We start from the raw sequence: 24,504 nt of genomic DNA, 5'->3' as shown, positions 1-24,504 counted from the left end.
TATGATCTTGGTCTATTCTTTCAAGACAAAAATTGTTAAATAGCCCATTATGGGTTACGCTGTCACTAGGTTAACTCTCGAGATTAGACATGAAATATCAGCAGCTTGAAAATTTAGAATGTGGTTGGAAATGGAACTACCTGGTAAAAAAATGGAAAGAAGGCGATTCGATCACCTGCCATATTGATTCAAGTGAAGCTGATGTTGCCGTGCAAGCTTTGTTGAAGCTAGAACACCAACCTACAGGGGTTCTTGAGTGGATCTCAAATAACATGTCGCCAGAGCTTGATAACAAGCTTAAACAAGCGATCAGAGCCAAGCGTAAACGTCACTTCAACGCTGAACAAGTTCATACTAAAAAGAAATCTATCGATCTTGATTATCGCGTTTGGGAAAAGCTATCTCAACGAGCAAACGAGCTAGGTTGTACGTTATCTGACGCGATAGAGTATTTGGTTAGTGAAGCGTCTCGAAGTGAGCAGGCCAGCAAAACAGTAACCAGTCTCAAAGAAGATTTGAGTAAACTTCTTTCCGACGACAAATAAGCAGCAATAGTGGTGGCATTATGATGTATGTAATCTTAATCGGAGCCGTATTGGTTTTTTGGCTCGTCGCAATTGATAGACCGGTACTGAAGATAAAGTTCAAAGAAGGTGCGATTGAACAAGTAAAAGGGCATTTACCACCTAGCTTTAAGCACAACCTTCAAGAAATCGGTCATAACAATGCATTTCAAGGAGAGCTTAAGGTTTACGCAAAGCGTTCAGGTTATAACCTGAAGTTCACGAAAGATATTCCTAAGAATATTCAACAACGTATTCGAAACGTATTTCCTCATAATGGCTTCAAATCTAAAGGTTCCAAGAAGGCATAACTTTTGAAACCGTGGTTTGCTTACTAATCTCTAGTACTAATTTAACCTCATACTTGCCATAATAATTTGCATACTGTTTTCAACACCACATAGTTGAGAACAGTATGAAATATCTTGTATTTTTGTTGTGCTTTACGTCTCCGAGCGTACTCAGTGATGATGCATTAATTAATCCCGTTGCAAAGACAATCAAATCTTCAATCCTCAAAGGAATGAATAAAAGCTCGATCGAACTTGAAGGGTACTGCGATTTAATGATCGAAATGCGCCATTCAAAAGGCTATGCTCGAATTAAAAAAGTTAGGACTTCCGGTGATAGTCGTGTATGCAAACAAGCGCAAAAAAACTTGCCTGATAATCGAAAGTTTAAATACAGCTTCCCTGAAAAGTACATTCGTTTACAAATCAAAAGCTAGATAACGCTCTCAATCTTTCTAGGTGCATACTCAAGGCACTATAACTAAATCCCCATAGGTACTTTGTAAAGTCTAAGTTCTTCGCGCATCTTAAATATCTATTAATATTGACTTAATTATATATAGCTAGGATATAATACGATGAGTAGCAAAGATTAGGTCAAGGAAAATCACGGTTGTTGTTAGCAAACAAAGTTTACACCCCTGAAGTTATTGAAATATCGAGAAAGCTTTCAATTAACGTAGAAAAACACTTCAATAAGTGGTTGGTCTCTCGAAAGTTTAAACTCAAACAAACGACAGTAGACACACTGCTAAGTTTGGAAAATCGCTATTGTGATAGCGTTATTTTCGATGAGAATGATCGAATATCTCACAATCAGCGAATTCTGTTGCGATGTGAACAAGACAGAGTCAGTGCTCGTCGTGAAAAAGTCGTCGCAAAGCAAAAGACATTACGTTACGTCATAGATGATGTGTGTAATACAGCTTCCGAGTTGATGATCGAAAAGCTTGAACAAACATTGATGAGCTCTCTTTTTTCTGAACTTCCGGATTTTAACCATTTCGCTAGTGTTGCTTATTCGTCATCTTTGAACTTTTCCAAGTTACATCAAATTTCAGCTGAAAGTAGGCCGCTAAGTTCAAGTCTTATTGAGTTTGTGTCGAATCCGGAATTTACAGAAAAATACGGTAAAAAATCGAAAGTGGTGCTGGATCCAAAAGTAGCAGCGAGACAAATTGGAATAGAAAATTGTAAATTACTCTTTCCACTACTTATGAGTCAGCAACTCATTAAATGGTCTGATGATAACATCAAGCCAATTGTCCCTAAGGTCTGGCAACACCTAGTTGTTACAGCAAACTCTACCCGAATGCGGTTACAAGAGACATCAGTAAAAGAGCCAGACGCTGGTATTCTGCTTGGAGTATTAAGAACGCTGCCGTTATTCGTCATTTGTAATCATTTTTCAGCGACGTTTGAAGATGCACTCGTTAAAACCATGCTTGGTTATCGGGATGCAAGTGACAAGCACGACGAATACTATGCGTGTACAGAGGTTATCCCGAACACACAGTTTCTCGAATCTATGATAGAAATCTTAGACACTAAGTTACTGAAAAAAATAGTCGATTACATAGATTGGAGCCCAAATAACCAGTTTATTAAACGTGCGCTCCTTGAAGAAGTTCACGATATCCCAGTCCTTGAACGAAGCGTGTACGGTGCAGCCCTTTCTCAGGGCAGAAAGTTCTCTATTTTTGAAGCCCTAGAGAATAGCGAACTGTTTAATATTAAACATCGACCTTATTGGTTTTCAACGGTTCAGATGTCAATAGCGACCATGGAGCAAATACAGGCCAGAATACCAGGTAAGCTGACCACAAACATGTAAAAAGAGGAGCCACAATCTAATGTAGCTCCTCTTTTTAGTTACGATGTAACTTACGGTGAGATTCCGGTTTGTAGAACGTACATTAGCTATCTATCTGATTTAATTTACAACTTCAAAAGTGCAGGAATTCTGCCTCGCAATTGCGTGTTTGACCGGTATTCCAAGGCTCTGACATATCATAAGGACTTTTAGCTTTCGATCTGGAGGAGCATGCTCTGAAAGGATGACAGCGCTTAAGCACTCTTTATTGACGTAAAGCTTATTCCCAATGAGCTCCTCATCATGTAGAACCCATCGATATTCTTTTTCATACCGCCAATTCGAATGCTTAATTTTGAATAGTGCGGTGCTCAAATCCGATCCTTGTAAATTCAGTGTAGACCGCAAACTAAATCGAGTCGGGTCATCTTCATATTGCACTTTAAAACAGTTGAGGTTTGCTTCTCCATCATAATGATTGAGGTCGTATTCAATACACATACCTTTGAAGCTATCGCCGTACTGAGACCAAAGTATAGGGTGGTCACTCGATTGGGAGAAGCACATCACCTTGAACTCGTTCTGAAGGGTTGGGTCAAATATGTGGTTCGATTCAAAAGGGTTGTTAAAGGTTTTAGCGTAATCAAACCACAATGAACACTCAGAGATAGACTGTATGTTTCTATCATGAAGCGTTCTGAACTTATAAAGTTTAGGCAACATATCAAACACCTATTTTACAACATTGCCAGATACTAACATTTTACTATACAAATACAGTATGAGTGCATTGCATTTGATTGCTTAGTCACCTTATTGGTTAAGATAATTGCTTGATAGATCAAAATTTAAACACGAAATAGTAGCCTGTTTAAGTGGTTTATTTTGTGTGGACCTAATTTGGTTGGAGAAGTGTTATTAAGGATAAGAGACAACGTAACGTTTTAGTTTTGAACAATTCAGAATTGAAGAGGAAAGCCTTAGGTTGCAAGCGAACTCAAAGAGGTATAAGGATGTACTTCAGAGTAATTAGAAGCGGTAAGATAAACAGCTTGGGTTAACACAATTATTGATGCGATATTTGGCGCGCGCTTGCCGATAAATGGTATGGATATCTATGTCATTTCTGAAGATATTAATGCCACAGCGTTCGCCCTTCAAAGGGTGAAGGATCACGCGGTAACTTACGCAATGTAAATTCATCTCTGAGATAAGATTTAGCGAAGTTCTCTCGCTTCTTTCCTAATGCTGGCAAGTCGCCTAACACTTTAACAATACCTTTAACTTCCAGTGAATCAAAACTATAGCCTTGGTCAAGAAGGAGCTCCAATATTGGATAGAGCTTTTTATATACCCGAGTTGCTTCAGCTTTTGAATCTCGTCTTCCTTTTCTCCTCGTCTGCAATGAATCGAGTAGAGAGAGCCTTCCCAAATAACCAAGTATATTGGGTACATTAATTATGACGTTCGTAACGTAGAGACTTAGAACGAGTTCGATACAAAAGATAACGTAGTACTCCGTAATATATATTTGGTCACTGTACAGGATGACCAGGTAAACATTCTCTAAGATCGTCATGCCAATAAAACTAACACCAATCAAGATTCGATAATGAGAACTGATAACGTCTACATTAGTGAATCTTAACAACAAACAAATAATGACAACGTATGTGATAAACGTAGAAACGAATGAGATGACTTGCTCACCAACGCTCGTCACCATTACGTCGACATTAAAGAAAGTAGATCCAATGGTTAGTAGTGCGCATAAGATAAGTGCTTGCTTTTGGTCATTGTTTGTTTGCAAAGTATGGGCTCCAATTTAATACAGCGGCGGAGTATAAATTAAACTTGCAACTATTTTTATATCCTTGATTTAAAATGGTTATTTTGACTGCTTAATTGGTAATATTGATTAGTTTCTTAAGTCGAGAGGCTGTGGTTTTGATATCACTCTGTATGTGACTTTCTCAAGTTTGCTTTGTGATTGATGGGCTATGTAACGCCCATTTCAAAAATTGTTCTTTTCAGGCAGCCGAAGTCGTTCTCTGTCCCTGAAGGGCTACGTGCCGCCATCAATCCGGCCATGCGATTGATTTCATGGCTTACGATGAAAACAGTAAGGAGACGTGGGACTTAAAGTATTACGAAGCCATCAGCAAAGCCTTAAACAAGCGGCTAGGGAGCTTGAAGTCTCCATTATTTGGTGTGGTGACTGGAAAAACCTTAGCGATGGTCCACACGTTGAATTGAATCGTTTGGTGTACCTATGATTAGCACGTTACTGAATTTTTGACCGGTGGCGTAGCGACGTATAAGCAGCACAATCAAAAAAATGTCACTGCGGCCTTCAAACCAGTCATGATGGGAGCTGTCAATTTGGATAAGTTCACCCAAGCAATCACGACGGTAACGAGGCTGATAGATTGTGTTGTTCATTCAGTTTTTCAGAGCGAACGTTGGTGAGAAGTCAGAGTAATGTTCACGAATAATTTTCAGTATTTCAATTCTGAAATGTTCTGAGTCGCGTCGATTACTTGGGCGCCCACGCGCTGCGTGTGTAAGACTTTGAGTTCCAAGAGAGAAAACGCGCGCAGACAGATTCAAATGATAGTAGCGTCAACTTGGCGTAGTCGTTTTTTACGTACGTCAGTAAGAACGTGAATCGATAAATATCTTTTTCACCCATAGTAATAAGCATCCGGATAACTCCCAAGTAGACCAATATAGGTAAACTTAGGAGGACATTTTAAAATGGCTCAAACCGGACATTACTAAATTGTTCTTACAATATTTGTCAATCCCATTTTAAAATGTCCTCTTTTCTCCCAAATAGAAATGTCACCTTTGGGAGAAAAGAATCAAGGGTAGTGGGTTACTTGGTATTACTTGCTTTGAATTGTTCGGGCTTCTCTAAAACTGGATTTAATGCGCGTAGCTGCTCATTCATTGCCTGTCTTTGAGCCGTTCTGCTTGCCGTTTTATTGTTCCGTTTACGTTTTTGTGAAACCTCAAACTCATCCTGTTTAGCCTGAGCAAAACGTAACACTTGTCCCAGTCTTTTGTTTTCAACCACTCGACCTTGGTCAAGTTTGGTCAGTTTATCAAACACTTTATATCTCAATGCTCGATGTCCGTATCTCACACTAATGTCGCCGTTTGGGTACTCTAAAATCAATACGTTTTCATGAACCAAGCGGGAGTTTTCTTCAATATTTTCAACCAAATAAACAATCTGGTCGTACTGAAAGGTTAACGACTTTGATAGTTTTCGAACGACCTGCCATGCAAAAATATCGTCCAAATCTGCGGATGTTTCTCTAATAGGACGGTGCATGTCTTTTGGGTAATTGGCGGGTTTAGCAAAGCGTTGATTGAAGTCCGTAATGAAGTAGGGAAGCCAGGCATTGGCCTCTTTGATGGTGTTAATGCCTTGTAGTCGCATCTCTTTAATGAGGCGGTCTTGAAGTGTTAGGTTCGCTCGTTCTACTCCTTTCGCTTGTGAGCTGTTCGCACAGATTAATTCGATGCCAAGCTCTTTTAGTATGCGTCCATATTGCGTAGGATTTTTAGCTTCAACCGCATTCTTGTTACTGTTATGAAACACTGCGTGCCGGTCACTGTAGAATGCAAGCGGCTTGCCGTGTGTCTCTAAGTACTCTCGAGTTGTTACCATATAGTCAATGGCTGATTCCGTTTCACTAAACCGCAGGTTCATTAATCGTCCAGTTGCATCGTCGATGAAAACCAGCAGACAGCATTTTGGACTTCGGCCTTCGAACCAATCATGGTGAGAACCATCAATCTGAACCAGTTCTCCTAGGCAGTCTCTGCGATGACGAGGTTGGTACACTCGAGGTTGACGCTGAGCATGTGGCACCCAGAGACCATCAGCAATCATCCATTGACGTAAGGTCTCATTAGAAATGGGTAAGTTATGGATCTCAATAAGTTTTTCTCTTGCTAACGTTGGAGCAAAATCCGAATAGTGTTTACGAACAAGCGTTAAGATAGTCTGACGATAATCACTCGATATCCGATTATTACTGGGCTTGCCGCGAGCTCCATGTACCAAACTGGCCGCACCGGATTCTCGTAAGCGGTTCATTAAACGCTGCACTTGGCGTTCACTCAAGTTTAAGAGCTGGGCAGCATCCGAACGTCGTAAGCGACGCTCACAAACGTCATTGATCACTTTGTATCGTGAAAGGTCTTTGTCACTCATAGTTACCAACATCCCAATGTTCCTTAGATAAGTTCACATAAGAATGAAGTTAGCGGTTGAACCTAAAAAAGAGACATTTTAACTTTGCTAAAAAGTGACATTACAACTTTGCGCCTACAAGCCAACTGCGCATTATGTATATTATGTTAAATTGCAAATGGTATTTATAATACAAGTGTCTTTATTTGATGCCCTGCCTCTCATTAAGGTGCTACATCGGTGTCCTATTTAACAGTAAGTCTATTTACCATAAAATACCTAATGAACATATATCCTAATCTTCGATTTAGAATATGTTTATTAGACTTCAAGCATTAGCCTATCAATTGCTTCTGTAATTTCTTTGGTTCTTACTGGCTTGGTCACGAAATCATTCATGCCGACATCCCGACATCTAAGCAAGAAAATCGGTCTTCTACTGATGTGTGTGCCGTTAGCGCGACAATTGGTGTTTGAATGTTTGCTTCTCTCATGTATTTGGTTGTGGTCAACCCATCCATTACCGGCATCGACACATCCATTAAGATAATGTCTATTGAATTGCAGTCTCTTTCAATAAAGCCAATGGCTTCTTCACCGTTGCTTGCGATGAAAACCTCGTGGCCTTGTCGCGTTAAGATTAACTTTATGACCATTTGATTGGTTGGATTGTCTTCTACAACCAATACCGAGTATCGACTTCTTGGTTCTTCTTGAACCTGCAGAGCGTTCTGTGTGCTTGTTTTGTCACAGACGACTCTCGTCGAAACTGGCAATTGCACTTCGAACTTGGAGCCTTGTCCTAGCTCGCTGTTTACAAAGATTCGACCTCGCATCAACTCAACTAGACGTTTGGTGATCGCCAATCCTAAGCCTGTGCCACCGAACCTTCTAGTAATCGTGCTATCGGCCTGAACAAACGGACTGAATAATGATGAAAGCTGCTGCGCGCTGATTCCAATACCTGAGTCTTCTACCGTGATATAGAACGAGCTTTGTTGATACTTAATCGACACATGTACGTGTCCGCGCTCAGTAAACTTAATGGCATTGCCAATCAAATTAAAGAGGATCTGCGCCAAGCGACTTTGGTCGATATAATGAAGCTCATCTTCAGGGATATCGGCTGTCACCGTCAAGGCTAAACCTTTGCTGTCTGCCGGCCTTTCTTTGTTCGGATAAAACAAAAGTTACAGTGTCTCTTACATTGTTCCACTGAGGTGCTAGCGAGAAACACCCAGATTCAATTTTAGAGAAATCCAACACGTCACTGATAATGGCCAACAAAAGCTCAGACGATGTGCTCATATTAAGCAGTATAGACTGCTGGTCTTGAGTTAGCGCGGTGGATTTTAGTGTGTCAATGAGTCCAATAATGGCGTTCAATGGTGTCCTGAGTTCGTGACTCATCATCGCTAGGAATTCAGATTTCGCTTTATTGGCTTCTTCTGCTTCCTTTCTTGCGTTAACGAGCTCTGCGGTTCGTTCTCTTACCGTAGCTTCAAGTTTTTCTTTGTTCTCGATATCGAAGACCGCTCGTTCAATTAGAGGACGGAAACGGTTTAACGTAGCTTTGGTTTCAATGCTGAAGTGTTTGGTGTTGGAGTGGATAAAGATAATGACGGATTGAGTCAGGCCGCTATCAATACCGGTGATCAGAACAGAGTTAATTTGGTCGAGAACAATGGGATGCAAAGAGTTGAATTCACCCAACGATTTGGGTTCAAAAAGGATAGCGCATTCTCCATTGATGACTCGCGAAAGCTTACCGCAATCGTTCCATTTGATCTGTTCAAAGACTTTGTTATTGGTTAACAGGGTTTTAAAAGCACCGTTATCCCCTATCCTTGATACCACAATAAAGTCGTCGAATTTAATGTATTTCTTGAGGACAAACTCCAAGCTAGAGAATATCTCGGAAATGTTACCCGCTTTACTGATCGCAGAGATAGTTGATAAGATCACCCTATTCTCTTCAGCGAGTTTTCGTTCACGGAGTTTTAGTTTTTGTAGTTCAATACGAGCTTCTTGCAGCGCTTCTTGACCTTCGGAGATCATTACTTTTTTAACCTATAAAACGTTGCTGAGGATACCATCAAATTTCCGTGCGCGTTTTCCCCACCAAAGAGCCTTCCTTGCTCGCCAAAAGTAAATGGACAGATGTATGGCAGGCCGTTAAGTGCCTGATTTATCTGGTCGCAAACTTCATCCATATCTTGTTTTAGATGCAGCATTGGCCCTGCGCAAAAAATGTTGATCGCTCCTAATTTTTCTTCAAGATCCATGTCGTTATAATAAGAAGAATGAATGATGTTGGCGGTACGACTGATAAGTTGTTGTTTAGAGCCTTGCATCAAATAGATGGTGTCGCCTTCATTTATATCAGTGAACAACTCGATACCATTACACTCAGTTTCTCTGATCGAATGCGATAACTTGAAATATGGGTAGTCGTAAGAAGAGCCGACTTTTCGGCCTAATGGATAAACGGTAGATTTCTCAAAAATATACCCATCATCACTGCCACCTAAATGAAAATTAGTCCATTCATTGTAGATACCCCCGTGCATGCACGGGGTACTTACTGTTACAACTCCATGCGGAGTTGACCAGAATCCTTTTCGCCCTGGTGTCTAACGTAATTCGCTATAACTTGTTCATTCACGCCTACGCTACTGACAAAGTAACCTGGCGACCACACAATGTTCTCTTTCCAGTAAACCTTACTTAGCCAACTGAACGTTTTTCGCATGTGGTGCGACGATTGGCTTTTTAGTTTACCCATGACGTCTGAAATACTGTATTTCGGTGGGATAAGCATCATCATATGCAGATGATCTTCATCAAAGCCTATCGTCTCAATCTCAACGCCAGGTAAACTTCGCAGTAACTTTGGCATAACCTTCCGTAGGTAGCTGCACATACCAGGATTCAGGATTTTCCGACGGTACTTAGTTACCCAAACTACGTGATACTTCGTGTAGTAGACACTATGGGATGAGGTGTAATATTGCATTTATCCATCGTACCGTCTCCAAAGGCATTCATCCACGGGTAAACCCGTGGTTTTCTGTATCCACAGAATAAACGGTGGTCGCGGGTCTATTGTCGATCTCTAATAGTATTCGATTTCTTACCTTAGTGACGGTGCCTGAGAATTTAGTTGGCGTATGCCCTGAGCTCAGTGATGAATATATTGACTGCGATGCAAATACGACGGTCAAGGAGACGCCATTAATAGAGAGCGATTCTTCGTTGAATATGCTCCAATTTCCTGACACCTGATTGTCAGCAGCACTACCACCGATAATAGGCACTTCTGTACCAAATTTCGTATCGATAGCCGCCATCACCTTTTCTTCATTACCAGGAGTGGAATGAAGTAAGATCAAGTCAGGTATTTCACCTACTCTATTTGCATTTATAAGTGCTTTGTCGATAGCTCGAAAGGTGCTGGCTTCTATAGAATCCGAAAAGTGCTCAATGCCGGTTCCATAGGCATTGATCCCAGAGTCATAGATGATAAGAACGCCAATGACCGGTCCTGAATGAAACCCCGTTTCTGTCATGATGCCGTGGCAAGTGGTACATCCGTGGATAGGAGTATTCGGAAGAGCATCTACCAAATATCGCTGCACAGCAAGTGTTGAATACTCTTCTGTACAGTAGCAAATGAGACAAGCGATCTGCTCTGGGGTTTCAACTCCAAAGAGTAACTCATCTACTGCAATTTTATCATCTAAGGAACAAGAGACTTTTGATCGAAATTTCATAGATTTCTGAATACTTTATTAATGATCTATTTATAACACCTTTATGCATTAAGTTTTACTGATTTAGTGCATCTTTCTATCAATAAACTGCGGTCTGAGTGATTTACACGTTCTGTTATTCTTTGGAAATGTTGACCAAATATGTCTCACTTTGTTGTGGAAAGGTGATGGTTATTGATGAGGCTTTATCAGTCGTTTTCAGCACCCAATTTGATGCTTCATTTCTCTCAAGAATACCCTTTCCATCATAGCTAACGATAAATTTTCCAGTTTTAGATGTTTCGATTAAATAGCCTAGGTTATTATCCGAAATTAAAACATTATGTTTATCAATAGTCATTTGACAAGGTTTTGAAATTATACAGTTTATCGTCTCAGAATGGTCGTATGTCACTGTTCTCCAAGTAAATGCCGCTATTAAAACAACCAACATGACGATAATTTGAACAAGCCTGCCTTTTGTTAGCTTTTGTGCCGCCATTATAATCTTTACTCCTTGTTACAAAGTTCAAAGTTTTTAAATAAAAATACAATTCCAGACCAAGCGTAAGGTTACTACTCTGTCATTGATTTGTTAATTCAAGTATAGTGTCGCGTTGAAAATGCCACTTTTTTTCAAAATCAGCAAGTGGAAATAAAGCCCTGAATAGGTTGAATTTCCTTTTCTAATTTGGGTGGCATTACGACGTGAGTCGTGTTGGAAGTAAAGTGTAGTAAATAAGAAATTGGAAGCATGCAAATGAGCCAAGAAAAGCAGCTTGAACAAAACTACAACTATACGGTCGTCCGTCAATTTACCCTTGTTACCATTTTGTGGGGTATTGTCGGTATGGGCGTTGGTGTTTTGATTGCCGCTCAATTAGTTTGGCCACAGCTAAACTTTGATACGCCGTGGTTGACGTACAGTCGTTTACGTCCCCTGCATACTAATGCGGTTATTTTTGCGTTCGGTACAAGTGCGCTGTTTGCAACATCATATTATGTTGTGCAACGTACCTGTCAGACGCGTCTCTTTGGTGGCCCTCTCGTAGCCTTTACCTTTTGGGGTTGGCAGGCGATTATCCTGTCCGCTGCAATTACTTTACCCTTAGGTCTAACCTCTGGTAAAGAATACGCAGAACTTGAATGGCCAATCGATATTGCTATTACTCTTGTGTGGGTAGCTTATGCTGTCGTGTTCTTCGGAACCATGATTAAGCGTAAGACATCTCACATTTATGTAGCTAACTGGTTCTTCGGAGCCTTCATCATCACGGTTGCCGTGTTGCACATAGTGAATAGTCTATCTGTTCCAGTATCTGCGTTTAAATCGTACTCGATTTACTCCGGTGCTATCGATGCAATGGTGCAATGGTGGTACGGACATAATGCGGTAGGCTTCCTATTGACTGCTGGTTTCCTAGGTATGATGTATTACTTCGTTCCTAAACAAGCTGGTCGCCCTGTTTACTCTTACCGTTTGTCGATTGTTCACTTCTGGGCTCTTGTGTCTCTGTATATCTGGGCTGGTCCTCACCACCTACACTACACTGCACTTCCAGACTGGACTCAGTCTCTAGGTATGGTTATGTCTTTGGTTCTGTTTGCTCCTTCTTGGGGTGGCATGATCAACGGTATTATGACCCTATCTGGTGCGTGGCATAAGCTTCGCTACGACCCAATCCTACGTTTCCTAATCGTTTCTCTATCATTCTACGGCATGTCGACTTTTGAAGGTCCGATGATGGCAATCAAAACGGTTAATGCTCTATCTCACTACACGGACTGGACTATCGGTCACGTTCACTCTGGTGCGTTAGGTTGGGTTGCAATGGTTTCAATTGGTTCGGTTTACCACTTAGTTCCTAAACTATTTGGTCAAGAGCGTATGTACTCTGTATCTCTAATCAATGTTCACTTCTGGTTAGCAACGATTGGCACCGTTTTCTACATTGTTGCAATGTGGATCTCTGGTGTGATGCAAGGTCTGATGTGGCGTGCAGTTAACTCTGACGGTACATTGACTTATAGCTTTGTAGAAGCTGTAGAAGCTTCTTACCCGTTCTACTTTGTACGTTTCTTAGGTGGTCTTATCTTCCTATCTGGTATGTTCTTACTGGCATACAACACGTACAAAACTGTTTCTGCACCTAAAGATAGCCTTAAAGCTATCCCTCAACCGGCTTAAGGAGATTTAGAATGAGCTCAAGTTCAAATAATCGCCATGAGTTGATCGAGAAAAACGTTGGTCTACTAGCGATATTAATCGTTATCGCAATCAGCTTTGGTGCTTTAGTAGAAATCACTCCGCTTATTTTCCAAAAGCAGACGACTGAGCCTGTAGAAAACCTGCGCGTTTACTCTGCTCTGGAAATGGAAGGTCGTGATATTTACATTCGTGAAGGTTGTAACGTATGTCACAGCCAAATGATTCGTCCTTTCCGCTCTGAAACTGAACGTTACGGCCACTACTCTGTAGCGGGCGAAAGCGTTTGGGAACATCCGTTCCTATGGGGTTCTAAGCGTACTGGTCCAGATCTAGCGCGTGTTGGTGATCGTTACTCTGATGAGTGGCATCGTGTTCACCTTCTAGACCCACGCGAACTTGTTCCTGAATCAAACATGCCTGGTTTCCCATGGCTTGCTGAGAATGTACTTGATGGCAAATTGACTAAGCAGAAGCTTGAACTCTTCCGCAATCAATTTGGTGTTCCTTACACAGACGAACAGATTGCTAACGCTAAACAAGATGTTGAAGGAAAAACAGAGATGGATGCAATCATCGCTTACCTTCAATCGCTTGGCCACGCAATGAAATAAGGAATAATTATGGACATTATTACATTTCAAAGTGTTTGGACTGTTACTGTTTTTGCTTGTTTCATCGGCATCGTTTGGTGGGCATACGGCAAGAATCGTAAAACACGTTTCGACGAAGATGCGAACCTAGTGTTTGCAGACGACGAGCCGGCAACAAGTTCTAAAAATCAAGGAGTGACAAAGTAATGAGTACATTCTGGAGTATCTGGGTTAGTGCGATTACGATTGGTACCCTAATTGGTTGTGCGGCCTTACTTCGTTGGTGTTTTAAAGATAAAACAGGCGTAGAACCAGGTCATGATATGGGCCACGAATACGATGGTATTCGAGAGCTTAATAACCCACTACCTAAATGGTGGACATACCTTTTCGTAAGCACAATTATGTTTGCAGCTGTTTATCTTGCTCTATACCCAGGCCTTGGCAACTTTAAAGGTCTATTAGGTTGGACGAGTTCAAACCAAACGGTTCGTAGCGTAGAAGAGTCTCGCTCTGCAATCGCTGCAGCTCAAGCTAACAAACAGTTAGATGAGTACGCAAAAGAACTTGATGACGCGAACACTTATTTTGGCGAAGCATTCAAGAAGCTAGCTCATGATGAGAACGGTCTACGTTCTGTTCCTGACATCGCTTCTGACGCTGAAGCAATCAAAGTGGGTCAACGTTTGTTCCTACAAAACTGTTCTCAGTGTCATGGTTCTGATGCTCGTGGTCAAAAGGGCTTCCCCAACTTGACTGACGATGCATGGCTATATGGCGGTGAACCACAAGCTATCGTTACTACCATCATGCATGGTCGTGTCGGTCAAATGCCAGCGTGGAAAGACGCACTAGGCGAGCAAGGCGTTAAAGAAGTAGTTAGCTACACTCTTAGCCTTTCTGGTCGTAGCGTGAATGCACGTGAAGCAGAAGCTGGTAAAGCTCGCTTTGTAGTGTGTGCAGCGTGTCACGGTACTGATGGTAAGGGTAACCCTGCTGTTGGCGCCCCTGACCTGACTGACCGCGATTGGTTGTTTGGCGATTCTCGCGCAGATGTAACTGAAACAGTTATGTACGGACGTTCTGGCGTAATGCCTGCTTGGAAAGACATTCTAGGCGAAGACAAAGTACAGCTAGTTGCATCCTACGTGTGGAGCCTCAGTAACTCAGATAAAGAGTAACATAATAATAACAGCCCCTTCTGAAGGGGCTGTCTTTCTTTTACAGTTAAAACCCTAAGTGTTTGTAAAAAAGTTTTATTTCATTGTATATATTGAGAATAATAATATGGTTCAGCCTTGGTATAAGCAGTTTTGGCCGTGGTTTTTGCTCTTTCTAACCGTTGGTATTTCTATGCTAACGTTGGTTCGAGTTGCGATACTGACCAACCATTCAGTTCACCTTGTAAGTGAAGATTACTATAAAAAAGGAAAAGGCATTAATGTCGACATTTCAAAAGTCAACATTGCTAAAAAGCTTGGCCTATCAGCTTCAGTTAAGGAGAAAGGTAATTCGGTTATCATTACTCTAAACAAAGGCAAGCTTGACCACTTCCCTGCTATTAACGCAATGTTCGCACACCGAACGTTGCCTGACCGTGATTTTACTCAGCTACTGACGGCTGATGCGAGCGGTAACTACACGTTGACTCTGGACCATGAAATGCAAGGCCCATGGTTTATCGAGCTTTCTCCGCATGATTCTGAATGGTTAGTGCAAGGTCGCATGAACTTCCCTATTGATACTCCTACTCAACTAACGAATTAAAGCTTATGTGTGAATCCTGTTATCACTGCGGTGAAGATGTACCAGCGGAAACGGATTTTAAAGTAGAAATCTTAGGGGCGGTTCGACCAATGTGTTGTCCGGGTTGCGAAACCGTAGCCCAGACAATCATAGATAGTGGTTTGGTCTCTTATTACCAATACCGTACTGCTCCTGCTGAAAAAGCAGATCTTGTGCCAGAGCAGCTTCTCGCACTGAGTCATTATGACAATGAAGATGTACAATTGGAGTTCATTCGTAACTCTGAAAATACCTCTGAAGTGACATTGTCACTAGAGGGCGTCTCTTGTGCTGCCTGTGCGTGGCTCATTGAGAAGCAAGTATCATCAAAGCTTGGCGTTGTTAGTATTCGTGTTAATACCACGACTAACCGTGCCCTGCTTAGCTGGGATAACACTCAGGCCAAACTGAGTGAGTTGCTATCCGCGATTCATAGGTTAGGTTACAAAGCTGCACCATTCGAGCCTGACCAACAAGAAGCCGCCTATCATCGTTCGATGAAGAATTATCTCTATCGTCTTGGTGTGGCTGGTTTAGCGACCATGCAAGTTATGATGTTAGCTGTGGCGCTTTATCTCGAAGTTTTTGGTAGTCTTGAGCCTGAGTTCAAAAGTTACTTTCGTTGGGTAAGTTTGATATTCGCAACGCCTGTACTGCTCTACTCTGCGTTACCGTTCTATATTAACGCATGGCGTAATATCAAAGGTCGAACTTTGGGCATGGATGTTCCTGTGTCGATCGCTCTGTTGTTTGCCTATGTTGCGAGTTTAGTGGCAACAGTGACAGAACAAGGCGAAGTGTTCTTTGAATCTATCTCGATGTTTACCTTCTTCTTGCTTCTAGGGCGTTTCTTAGAGATGAGAGCCCGTCGTAAGGCAGCAGCTGCGAGTGGTAACCTGCTTAAGTTAGTTCCTGCAATGGCAACAACGTTAGACGGCGAGCAAGTTCCGGTAAAAACCTTGAAGGTTGGCGATCAGATACGCGTTCTTCCAGGTGAACATATTCCTGCTGACGGCAAAGTACTGTCTGGCAGAATCCACATTGATGAATCCATGCTGACTGGCGAATCGATCCATGTCGTTAAGAACGAAGGTGATACGGTTTTTGCTGGCACACTCAATGGTGATGAATCGTTTGAATTGGAAGTAATGACCTCTAAAGCGGATTCAGTGATTTCTAATATCGTTCGTCTTCAAGATGAAGCTCAGCTTTCTAAGCCTAGAATTGCTGAAATCGCCGATGTAGTAGCGCGATACTTTGTCGCGGTTATCTTAATCATTTCATTCGGGACTTGGTTCTACTGGCACCAAACACGACCAGAAGACGCTTTCTGGATCATGCTTTCAGTATTAGTGGCGACCTGCCCTTGCGCTCTGTCTCTCGCGACACCGACTGCGATTACGTGTTCAACATCTCGCATGGGTAACTTTGGTATTTTGCTTCGCAAAGGCCACGTATTTGAAACCTTATGTAAAGTGAACCACTTAATCATCGATAAGACGGGCACGCTCACTGAAGGTGATATTCGTATCAGCAAAGTCGAGACGTTTGCTGAGCTTGATAAAGAAACATGCCTGCAAGTCGCGGCGAGCTTAGAACAACACGCTAACCACCCTATCGCTAAAGCGTTCAAAAATCATACTTCAGATGGTATCGAAGTCGAGTCGGTGAACAACGTGATTGGTTCGGGTATTACTGGCGAATGGAATGGTCAAGAAGTGGCGATTGGTAGTAGCGAGTTCATTCTAGGTGAAGCTCAGCCATCAGAAAGCAACGGTATTTACTTTTCGATAGCAGGTCGTCATATCGCAACGTTCACTTATGAAGACCCGATTCGTAAAGAAAGTATCGAGTTCATTAAGCAATTCAAAGAAGCGGGAATCAAAACAACGCTGCTGACTGGCGATTCTTTGATCAACGCGAAACCTGTTGCGGCAGAGATTGGTATTACTGACATTGTTGCTAACGCGAAACCAGAAGATAAGCTTGCTTACCTCAACTCTAGAGACGCAAGTGACATCACCATGATGGTTGGCGATGGCATCAACGATGCGCCTATTCTTGCGGGTGCACACCTTTCGGTTGCTATGGGGGGCGGTACGGATGTAGCGAAAGCCTCTGCTGATATGGTGCTATTGGGCGATAAACTCGATAGGTTACTTAAATCACGTACATTGGCGCTTAAAACGCGTAAGATAATCCGTGAGAACTTAGCATGGTCGTTGGGGTATAACCTACTTATTCTTCCATTGGCTGTCGCAGGTTTGGTTGCTCCGTACATTGCTGTTGTCGGCATGTCTGCTAGCTCTATTATTGTTGTGTCTAACTCGTTAAGGCTTTTAAAAGAGCAAGGTAAATAATGGAAAGTTTATACATACTCATTCCAATTGCGATCGTACTTGTGTGTATCGCTGTCGGTATCTTTCTATGGGCCGTTAAGAGTGAGCAGTTTGAAGACCTTGAGCGTCAAGGCCACAACATTTTGTTTGATGAAGATAACCATATTAACGTTGATACCAAGCCTACTTCAGCCTCGAAAGAGAGCGACAAGAAACAAAGCTCGACTAAAACACAATCTAATGTAGAAAAGCAGAATGATGACGCCTGATTGGATTGGCGCTTTTGTTGTTGGATTGATCGGCGCAGGCCATTGCATGGGAATGTGCGGTGGTATTGCGTCGCTTCTGTCTATTGGCAACAGTAAACCTTCCCCTGTTATTCCCCTCCTTTATAACCTCGGACGACTGCTAAGCTATGCCGTAATTGGTGGCGTGATTGGCGGCGCGATCTCTTCGATTGGCCAGTTGAGCGATTTTAATGCCTTACTTGGTTGGCTTCGCTTATTTGCTGCCGTCTTTATGATCATCTTAGGTTTGTACATCGGTAAATGGTGGTTCGGCTTGTTGTTCTTCGAAAAAGTCGGACAGAAGCTATGGCGCTACATATCTCCTATAGGTAAATCATTTCTACCATTAAAGCATCCTAGCCATGCTTTACCATTTGGTTTCATCTGGGGCTGGCTTCCATGTGGCCTTGTGTACTCTATGCTTACGTGGGCTGCGGTATCGGGAAGTTGGTATAACGGAGCGGGTATCATGCTTGCTTTCGGTTTAGGGACGCTACCTGCGATGCTTACTGTTGGTATGAGCGCAAATTCCCTCAAAAAACTGCAACAAGCCGACTTATTTCGCCAACTAGGTGCAATTCTAATCCTTATTTACGGTTTTTATACTGGCTATATGGCACTGCAGCTCATTATTTATACCGTATAACCATTCTTTAAATCCGGTTTTTTTACTACCCAACGGGATAAAGGAATGCTAAAATATTGACGTATATCAAATAGTGAAAGATTGTTATGATTTCTGAAAAGCCTGTGACGAAACGTGTTCAGTCTGGTGGCTGTGCAATCCACTGCCAGGATTGTAGTATTAGCCAGCTCTGTATCCCATTTACTTTGAATGAATCTGAACTCGATCAACTTGATCAGATCATTGAGAGAAAAAAGCCTATTCAAAAAGGTCAAGAGTTATTTAAAGCCGGTGATGAGCTTAAATCTCTGTATGCTATTCGCTCTGGAACGATCAAGAGTTACACGATTACTGAGCAAGGTGATGAGCAGATTACTGCATTCCACTTAGCGGGTGATCTTGTTGGCTTTGATGCGATCACGGGTGACGAACACCCTAGTTTCGCACAAGCACTTGAAACTTCTATGGTGTGTGAAATTCCATACGAGATCCTTGATGACTTATCAGGAAAAATGCCTAAATTGCGTCAGCAAATTATGCGTCTGATGAGTAACGAGATTAAAGGTGACCAAGAAATGATTCTGCTTCTTTCCAAAAAGAACGCGGAAGAACGTCTTGCTGCATTCCTTTACAACCTTTCTACTCGCTTCTCTCAACGTGGCTTTAGTCCAAGAGAGTTCCGCTTAACGATGACTCGTGGCGATATTGGTAACTACCTTGGTTTGACTGTTGAAACAATCAGCCGTTTATTAGGTCGTTTCCAGAAAGCTGACATATTGAGCGTTAAAGGCAAATACATCACTATCGAAGATCACGATGCTCTGATGGAACTTGCTGGCGTTTCAAAAGAATAATTTAGATATCAATGATGTAGTTCAATAATGAGCTACATCATGTTTCTCCCTTAAAACCTCTTATATTTCTCTTAATTTCTCCATAACTACGCTACATTATTTATATGTTCGGTCTGAAAAGTAGGCTTAGTTATGAGTATTTATAACAAAATTTTAGTTGTCGCAGACATTAATCACGATGAGCAACCTGCTCTAGTTCGTGCTATCCAACTTGCAAAGAAAAGCACCTCAACAAGCCACATCACTTTCTTTTTGTCGATTTACGATTTCTCGTATGAGATGACATCAATGCTCTCTATTGATGAAAGAGACGCAATGCGCAAAGGCGTGATTCATCAACGCGAAATTTGGATGAATAAAGTCGCAGAACCTTACCTTGATGATTCTATTGAATTTAACGTTCAAGTGGTTTGGCATAACCGTCCTTACGAAGCGATCATCGCTGAAGTATACAGCGGTGGGCATGAGATCCTAATTAAAGGTACGCGTAAGCACGATACCTTAGAGTCTGTGATTTTCACTCCTACAGACTGGCATCTGTTGAGAAAGTGCCCTAGTCCCGTGCTCTTAGTTAAAAATCATTTCTGGCCTGATAATGCGAAGATTTTTGCTTCGGTACACGTTGGCTCTGAAACAGATGCTCACATCGAGCTGAATGATACAATGGTTGATAGACTGCTTGAGATTACGGGTCGTTTGGATGCTGAACCTTTCTTGGTGAACGCTTATCCTGTAACTCCAGCGAATATCACCATTGAGCTGCCAGAGTTCGACCCTACGTCTTACACTGACGCCGTTCGAGGTCATCATTTAACGGCAATGAAAGCTCTGCGTCAAAAGCATGGTATGTGTGAAGATCAAACGGTCGTTGAGCAAGGTTTACCAGAAGATGTGATTCCACGAGTAGCGTCTGAAAACAGCGCCGCTATGGTGATCTTAGGAACCACAGGCCGTACTGGTTTGTCAGCTGTATTTATTGGTAATACTGCAGAGCACGTTATCGATAAGATTAATTGTGACGTTCTGGCTCTTAAGCCGTCTGGTTATGTGAGCCCTCTCGACCCTAATATTGCTAAAGGTTAAGCCTGCTAGAAAATTTAGGTGAGTTAAAAGGTTAAACGGATAGAAAGGCTAAGTGCCGGAAAAGGTAATCCGAAAATGTACTTCAATTGGCATAGTTAACTCACAAAAAAACGCCTCAAACATTGCTTGAGGCGTTTTCATTTATCTGTACGTTATAGCAATTCTATGACGAATAAGGCTTAAACGTTGGTTACGTCGATGTACAAAGACTCATCGATGTTTGATGACGAAATTTCAGCTTCTTCGAATTCGTAGGCTTTGCGTTCTTCAGTACGGTCTAACGGTAAGTTAATGAAATCAAACAACTCACGATCTGCCAATTGGCTTGGGCTCACATTCTGAATTGACTTGAAAACCTTCTCAACACGTCCTGGAGTCTGTTTGTCCCAATCAATTAACATTGCTTTGATGTTTTGACGCTGTAGATTTTCTTGAGAACCACACAGGTTACACGGAATGATCGGAAACTCTTTATGCTCTGCGTATTTGATTAGATCTGTTTCGCGACAGTAAGTCAGAGGACGGATTACTACGTTACGACCATCGTCAGAGCGAAGCTTAGGTGGCATAGCCTTAAGGCGAGCACCGTGGAACATGTTCAGGAACATAGTCTCAACAATGTCGTCTAGGTGGTGACCAAGAGCAATCTTCGTTGCGCCAATCTTTTCAGCAAATGAGTACAAAGTACCGCGACGTAGACGTGAACAAAGGCCACACGTCGTCTTACCTTCTGGCACTTTCTCTTTTACCACTGAGTACGTATCTTTATCTACGATGTAGTAAGGAATGTTCAGAGTTTCAAAGTACTCAGGAAGGATATGCTCAGGGAAGCCCGGTTGTTTTTGGTCTAGGTTTACGGCAACAACATCAAATTTGATGGGTGCTGCTTCACGTAAACGTAGCAAAATATCTAGCATCGCAAATGAATCTTTACCGCCACTAATGCACGCCATTACTACGTCATTTTCTTCGATCATGTTGTAGTCTACGATGGCATTCCCAACATTTCTTCTTAGAAGTTTCTGAAGCTTGTTGAATTCAAGTGTATCTTTTTTATTTTCGTTTTGGTTCATTGCGACTCTCACACCGTCGTGTTATCGACTGTAGATTGCTAGTGGGACTGTTTTAGGGCGTGGATTATACGGATTTTTATTTCAGGTTGAAACCGTAACGGTAGGATAAACAAGCTGAGCAGGAGAAAGATTCTGTCATATCATGCGATCTGTCCTCTAATGGTGAGAAAACACATCATAATAATAGGTAAAAATCAATGATGAAAGGCTATTTGGATATGTGATTTGGCAAGAACATAGGTTTTAGATTGAAGACTATAAATAAAAACCGCCTGTTCAGAGAAGAACCGGCGGTTTAGTAAGATCTTAAGCTATAGCGAAATAAAGAGCTTCAGATTGACCGTTATTCCGTTATTCCGTTATTCCGTTATTCCGTTATTGTGCTGGGATGTAAGGCAAAACACGAACAGTGGCTTCTGGTAATGTGATGCTGTCACTTCCATTGAGCTCGGCCAGCGTGAATTTCGCACGCCCTTCTTCAATTGGGATTTGCTTACCGTTGGACAGCGTAATGTTGCCTTCAAGCTTATTATCAAACTCTAACGTTAAGCCTTGGATATCGGGTGTGAACCAACTAGAGAACATGCCGCTTACGTCTTCTAGCATCGCTTGCATCTGTGGTAACAGGCTTTCTAGCTGTGCAACATCAACCGTTCCAGCCAAAGGTTCCTGAGTCATTACAACCAGCGAATACGCACACTCTTGTTCTTGTGTTTGTACAAAGATAAGAGGATTAGCTGAACGCAGGTTTTGATCGACAGGTAGAAGCAATTCATTAGCTGGAGAGACTTTTAGCTCTTCGTAGTGCTCTTCTTTTTCCATCCACGCTTTGCTGATGTGACAGATTGTTTGAGCTTGTTGATCCACAAAGAAGACCGCAACTTTGACATCAGCATGCCCTTCTTTGGTGTTGTTTTTAAGCTGTGTGTAGAGCTTGGAATACGTGAACATGTATTCTTGAGCCGAAGCTGGAAGAGAGACCCCAAGACTGAGTGAGGCTAATAGAGCGAGTACTGTCTTTTTCATTATTATAATCTTTTCGAAGTAGAGCGTTCATAATTAAAAAAAGCAGCCATTAGCTGCTCTTTGTGTGATGTCGTTTGGATAATAACTTACTTTCGAGGTTAACCAAACTGAGACCAAATCGAGTTACTTTTGCCAGTATACCTCGTTGTGACGAATCATGGCTTGTAAATCAGTCACATAGTCTGAACCTCGCTCAGAATATTTTAGCAAGCCGTTGGTGAGCTCTGTCGCAGATGCTGTTGTTAGCAAATTGTCGCCCTGTGCATCCAGTTTTGCTCGAATCGCTCTTAAATCGGCATAAGCACGATTACGGTTTAGGTTCATGAAGTAACGATGAACGGATTCTTGGCTTGAAGAGAATGTAGCTACTTCATGCGAGCTGCCTTCGTTACGTTGTCGTGGAACCAGACCACAACCTTTGGTGTAACACCAGTGTCCAAAATAGTTGTTGGCTTTGGTTGCGAAGCGCGATGTACCCCAAGCTGACTCGTTAGCCGCTTGAGTCAATACAAGCGCCTTTGGCAGGACGTTAACGCGACTAAGCATTTCCGTAAGCCAAGCTTGATCTAACCCTGAAGGTGGTACTGGCAAGCTGTACAGCTTCCCTAGCCTTTTTGCATACGACACATCTTCCGAATCAACGTTCGTAATACCTGATTCAGATATCTTGGTTAAAAACGCACGCTCTTTGGTAACTCGCTTATTTTCGATGTTGATGCTGGGACTGAGGTAAGAGAAGAAGGTCTCTTTTTTCTCGTTCACATCTTCAATAGCAGCAAAATTTGGTCGATCTGAAGCCACGGTCAAATCACCAAACTCACTTGATGTATTTAAACTTTGGTCTGTCGAGCGTCGGAGCTCTTCTTCTTGATAAATGTACGGGCCAACCAGTGAAATAGAACCCACGATCGCCAGTGCTGTTACCTTTAGCGCAAGAGATTTACTTGCGCTGCCTTTGACGTTATTACGCATCGAACACCTGAGGATTTTTGTTTTTGTTACCATCGTTACTGTTATTATCGCCGCCATTGCTGCTGTCGTTATTATCGTCATCACTATTTGGTCGATCTGACGCAATAACCTTTAACTTAATGCCAAACATTTCGCGGTAAAGAATGCCTTTCACGTGGAAGAAGAATGGTAGAACGAAGATCAAGCCAATGCCGTACATCATCGCCGCAACGATAAACATCAGCATTACCGCTAGATAAATAGACGCAACGGTGAAGATTTTCTTGTTTACCGCTCGTAGTGAAAGCAACAGTGATTGCATTGGTGGAACTTTCTTATCACAAATCAATAGGATTGAATGACTGAAAGCCAGTGAAAAGTAGATAGACAGAAACGGTAACAGCATTCCCGCAATACCTTGCAGCATTAAGCTGAACAAAGTCACCAAGATAACCGGTACGGTAAATTGTAGGCCTTTACTAATATGACAAGTCTTGGTGTGCAAACCGGCGGCGTGGCTCATTGCCATTAGGCTAATGCCCGCATAGATAGGTGCACTCACCACTTCATAGCTAAAGTTAGCAATGAAAATAGATTCAACGATCTGTGGCGTAAATGCCTCAGGGTCGATAACGGCATCTAAGATAACTGCTGGATCACCAAGCTGTAATTTCAATGCGATATAAAAAATAGCCAGTTGCACGAACATCAATGCAACGATCGCAGGAGAAAACGAAAGAAAGTGGCTTACCGTATGTTTCCATGCTTCTTGGAATACAGCCGTTGCTTTGAGCTCATAATCGCCGGAAAGTGCACGGTCGATACTACCGCCCAAATTAAAATCTTTTTCGATGTCGTTATTCATATTGATACCTAGGTGTGCTCAATTGCTTGAAGCCACCTAACTTATTGATAAAAAATTACCTTCATTATACTCATATGTAGGAGACAAACTAAAATATGAATCTGTAACAAGGCTTGCTTTTGCGTCTTAATGATTAATAATTAGCCACTAATTAAGGTATAAACCCAATAAATAATAGTATGGTAAAGGATG

24 protein-coding genes and 4 pseudogenes are annotated in these 24,504 nt (G+C 42.0%); 15 read left to right on the top strand and 13 right to left on the bottom strand.

Annotated features, from left to right (window positions below; translation table 11 throughout):
- Nucleotides 1-89 precede the first annotated feature (89 nt).
- The 4 genes from matP (at nt 90) to ACMAZD_RS08910 (ending at nt 2,687) form a co-directional block, all read left to right on the top strand.
- Complete coding sequence (matP, locus tag ACMAZD_RS08925; protein ID WP_017106977.1) at nt 90-545, top strand: macrodomain Ter protein MatP; 456 nt, start codon at nt 90-92, stop codon at nt 543-545.
- A gap of 20 nt (nt 546-565) precedes the next feature.
- Complete coding sequence (locus ACMAZD_RS08920; RefSeq protein ID WP_076672107.1) at nt 566-874, top strand: DUF3634 family protein; 309 nt, start codon at nt 566-568, stop codon at nt 872-874.
- Between the two features lie 104 nt (nt 875-978).
- Entirely contained in the window at nt 979-1,290 is a 312-nt protein-coding gene (locus ACMAZD_RS08915; RefSeq protein ID WP_435246963.1) for a hypothetical protein, read from the top strand.
- A 176-nt stretch (nt 1,291-1,466) separates the two neighbouring features.
- Entirely contained in the window at nt 1,467-2,687 is a 1,221-nt protein-coding gene (locus ACMAZD_RS08910) for a hypothetical protein (protein ID WP_435246962.1), read from the top strand.
- A gap of 99 nt (nt 2,688-2,786) precedes the next feature.
- Here the strand turns inward: ACMAZD_RS08910 and ACMAZD_RS08905 are convergent, their stop codons facing one another.
- Nucleotides 2,787-3,389 (bottom strand): DUF2971 domain-containing protein, encoded by a 603-nt coding sequence (locus ACMAZD_RS08905; RefSeq protein WP_435246961.1) that lies wholly within the window; start codon nt 3,387-3,389, stop codon nt 2,787-2,789.
- A gap of 412 nt (nt 3,390-3,801) precedes the next feature.
- Nucleotides 3,802-4,476: a hypothetical protein gene (locus ACMAZD_RS08900; protein WP_435246960.1), complete on the bottom strand. Its 675-nt coding sequence runs from the start codon at nt 4,474-4,476 to the stop codon at nt 3,802-3,804.
- Between the two features lie 263 nt (nt 4,477-4,739).
- Between ACMAZD_RS08900 and ACMAZD_RS08895 the strand changes: the two are divergent.
- Nucleotides 4,740-4,942: pseudogene (locus ACMAZD_RS08895) on the top strand (M15 family metallopeptidase); the annotation flags it as partial.
- On the opposite strand, the gene ACMAZD_RS08890 reads toward ACMAZD_RS08895, so the two are convergent.
- The 7 genes and pseudogenes from ACMAZD_RS08890 to ACMAZD_RS08860 all read right to left on the bottom strand — a co-directional run bounded on the left by ACMAZD_RS08890 (nt 4,896) and on the right by ACMAZD_RS08860 (nt 11,127).
- Complete coding sequence (locus ACMAZD_RS08890) at nt 4,896-5,108, bottom strand: hypothetical protein (protein ID WP_435246959.1); 213 nt, start codon at nt 5,106-5,108, stop codon at nt 4,896-4,898. The pseudogene ACMAZD_RS08895 and the gene ACMAZD_RS08890 overlap by 47 nt on opposite strands.
- A 436-nt stretch (nt 5,109-5,544) precedes the next feature.
- Nucleotides 5,545-6,894: an ISNCY family transposase gene (locus ACMAZD_RS08885; protein ID WP_435249352.1), complete on the bottom strand. Its 1,350-nt coding sequence runs from the start codon at nt 6,892-6,894 to the stop codon at nt 5,545-5,547.
- A gap of 300 nt (nt 6,895-7,194) precedes the next feature.
- Nucleotides 7,195-8,931, bottom strand: a pseudogene (locus ACMAZD_RS08880) (ATP-binding protein).
- Nucleotides 8,931-9,431: pseudogene (locus tag ACMAZD_RS08875) on the bottom strand (FIST C-terminal domain-containing protein); the annotation flags it as partial. The pseudogenes ACMAZD_RS08875 and ACMAZD_RS08880, both read right to left, overlap by 1 nt.
- 29 nt (nt 9,432-9,460) lie before the next feature.
- The gene (gene tnpA, locus ACMAZD_RS08870; protein WP_140150538.1) at nt 9,461-9,889 is read right to left on the bottom strand and encodes an IS200/IS605 family transposase; all 429 of its coding nucleotides are present in this window, start codon (nt 9,887-9,889) and stop codon (nt 9,461-9,463) included.
- Between the two features lie 46 nt (nt 9,890-9,935).
- A pseudogene (locus ACMAZD_RS08865) lies at nt 9,936-10,646 on the bottom strand (FIST N-terminal domain-containing protein); the annotation flags it as partial.
- A 115-nt stretch (nt 10,647-10,761) separates the two neighbouring features.
- On the bottom strand, nt 10,762-11,127 hold the full coding sequence (locus ACMAZD_RS08860) for a hypothetical protein (protein ID WP_435246958.1): 366 nt from the start codon (nt 11,125-11,127) through the stop codon (nt 10,762-10,764).
- Between the two features lie 252 nt (nt 11,128-11,379).
- Between ACMAZD_RS08860 and ccoN the strand changes: the two genes are divergently transcribed.
- The 10 genes from ccoN to uspE all read left to right on the top strand — a co-directional run bounded on the left by ccoN (nt 11,380) and on the right by uspE (nt 20,397).
- On the top strand, nt 11,380-12,813 hold the full coding sequence (gene ccoN, locus ACMAZD_RS08855; protein ID WP_435246957.1) for a cytochrome-c oxidase, cbb3-type subunit I: 1,434 nt from the start codon (nt 11,380-11,382) through the stop codon (nt 12,811-12,813).
- 11 nt (nt 12,814-12,824) lie between these two features.
- Nucleotides 12,825-13,445: a cytochrome-c oxidase, cbb3-type subunit II gene (gene ccoO, locus ACMAZD_RS08850; protein ID WP_017108017.1), complete on the top strand. Its 621-nt coding sequence runs from the start codon at nt 12,825-12,827 to the stop codon at nt 13,443-13,445.
- A gap of 9 nt (nt 13,446-13,454) precedes the next feature.
- A complete protein-coding gene (locus ACMAZD_RS08845) occupies nt 13,455-13,631 on the top strand; it encodes a CcoQ/FixQ family Cbb3-type cytochrome c oxidase assembly chaperone (protein WP_017108018.1) in 177 nt (58 codons plus the stop codon).
- Nucleotides 13,631-14,605: a cytochrome-c oxidase, cbb3-type subunit III gene (gene ccoP, locus ACMAZD_RS08840; protein ID WP_435246956.1), complete on the top strand. Its 975-nt coding sequence runs from the start codon at nt 13,631-13,633 to the stop codon at nt 14,603-14,605. Before ACMAZD_RS08845 ends, ccoP begins: the two co-directional genes overlap by 1 nt.
- 106 nt (nt 14,606-14,711) lie before the next feature.
- On the top strand, nt 14,712-15,191 hold the full coding sequence (locus ACMAZD_RS08835; RefSeq protein WP_435246955.1) for a FixH family protein: 480 nt from the start codon (nt 14,712-14,714) through the stop codon (nt 15,189-15,191).
- 5 nt (nt 15,192-15,196) lie between these two features.
- Nucleotides 15,197-17,569 carry a heavy metal translocating P-type ATPase gene (locus ACMAZD_RS08830; protein WP_435246954.1) on the top strand — a complete coding sequence of 791 codons (2,373 nt, stop codon included), beginning with the start codon at nt 15,197-15,199 and terminating at the stop codon, nt 17,567-17,569.
- On the top strand, nt 17,569-17,817 hold the full coding sequence (gene ccoS / locus ACMAZD_RS08825) for a cbb3-type cytochrome oxidase assembly protein CcoS (RefSeq protein ID WP_435246953.1): 249 nt from the start codon (nt 17,569-17,571) through the stop codon (nt 17,815-17,817). The genes ACMAZD_RS08830 and ccoS overlap by 1 nt, the downstream gene beginning before the upstream one ends.
- On the top strand, nt 17,807-18,481 hold the full coding sequence (locus ACMAZD_RS08820) for a sulfite exporter TauE/SafE family protein (protein ID WP_435249351.1): 675 nt from the start codon (nt 17,807-17,809) through the stop codon (nt 18,479-18,481). The genes ccoS and ACMAZD_RS08820 overlap by 11 nt, the downstream gene beginning before the upstream one ends.
- A gap of 86 nt (nt 18,482-18,567) precedes the next feature.
- Complete coding sequence (locus ACMAZD_RS08815; protein WP_004733691.1) at nt 18,568-19,314, top strand: FNR family transcription factor; 747 nt, start codon at nt 18,568-18,570, stop codon at nt 19,312-19,314.
- A 132-nt stretch (nt 19,315-19,446) separates the two neighbouring features.
- Nucleotides 19,447-20,397, top strand: coding sequence for a universal stress protein UspE (gene uspE, locus ACMAZD_RS08810; protein WP_435246952.1), 951 nt, complete (start codon nt 19,447-19,449; stop codon nt 20,395-20,397).
- 179 nt (nt 20,398-20,576) lie between these two features.
- Here the strand turns inward: uspE and ttcA are convergent, their stop codons facing one another.
- The 4 genes from ttcA to ACMAZD_RS08790 form a co-directional block, all read right to left on the bottom strand.
- On the bottom strand, nt 20,577-21,470 hold the full coding sequence (ttcA, locus tag ACMAZD_RS08805) for a tRNA 2-thiocytidine(32) synthetase TtcA (protein WP_029223700.1): 894 nt from the start codon (nt 21,468-21,470) through the stop codon (nt 20,577-20,579).
- A 375-nt stretch (nt 21,471-21,845) separates the two neighbouring features.
- Nucleotides 21,846-22,496 carry a DUF2987 domain-containing protein gene (locus ACMAZD_RS08800; protein ID WP_435246951.1) on the bottom strand — a complete coding sequence of 217 codons (651 nt, stop codon included), beginning with the start codon at nt 22,494-22,496 and terminating at the stop codon, nt 21,846-21,848.
- Nucleotides 22,497-22,619: 123 nt separating this feature from the next.
- Nucleotides 22,620-23,468, bottom strand: a complete 849-nt coding sequence (locus ACMAZD_RS08795) for a glucosaminidase domain-containing protein (protein WP_435246950.1) — start codon at nt 23,466-23,468, stop codon at nt 22,620-22,622.
- Nucleotides 23,461-24,312: a hypothetical protein gene (locus ACMAZD_RS08790; protein ID WP_435246949.1), complete on the bottom strand. Its 852-nt coding sequence runs from the start codon at nt 24,310-24,312 to the stop codon at nt 23,461-23,463. The genes ACMAZD_RS08795 and ACMAZD_RS08790 overlap by 8 nt, the downstream gene beginning before the upstream one ends.
- Between the last annotated feature and the right edge of the window lie 192 nt (nt 24,313-24,504).

Source organism: Vibrio sp. nBUS_14, from assembly GCF_051201655.1.
In the GTDB taxonomy this organism is placed as follows: Bacteria; Pseudomonadota; Gammaproteobacteria; order Enterobacterales; family Vibrionaceae; genus Vibrio.
Note: the sequence above shows the minus strand (reverse complement) of the source record. Positions and strands in the feature narration are given on the sequence as shown.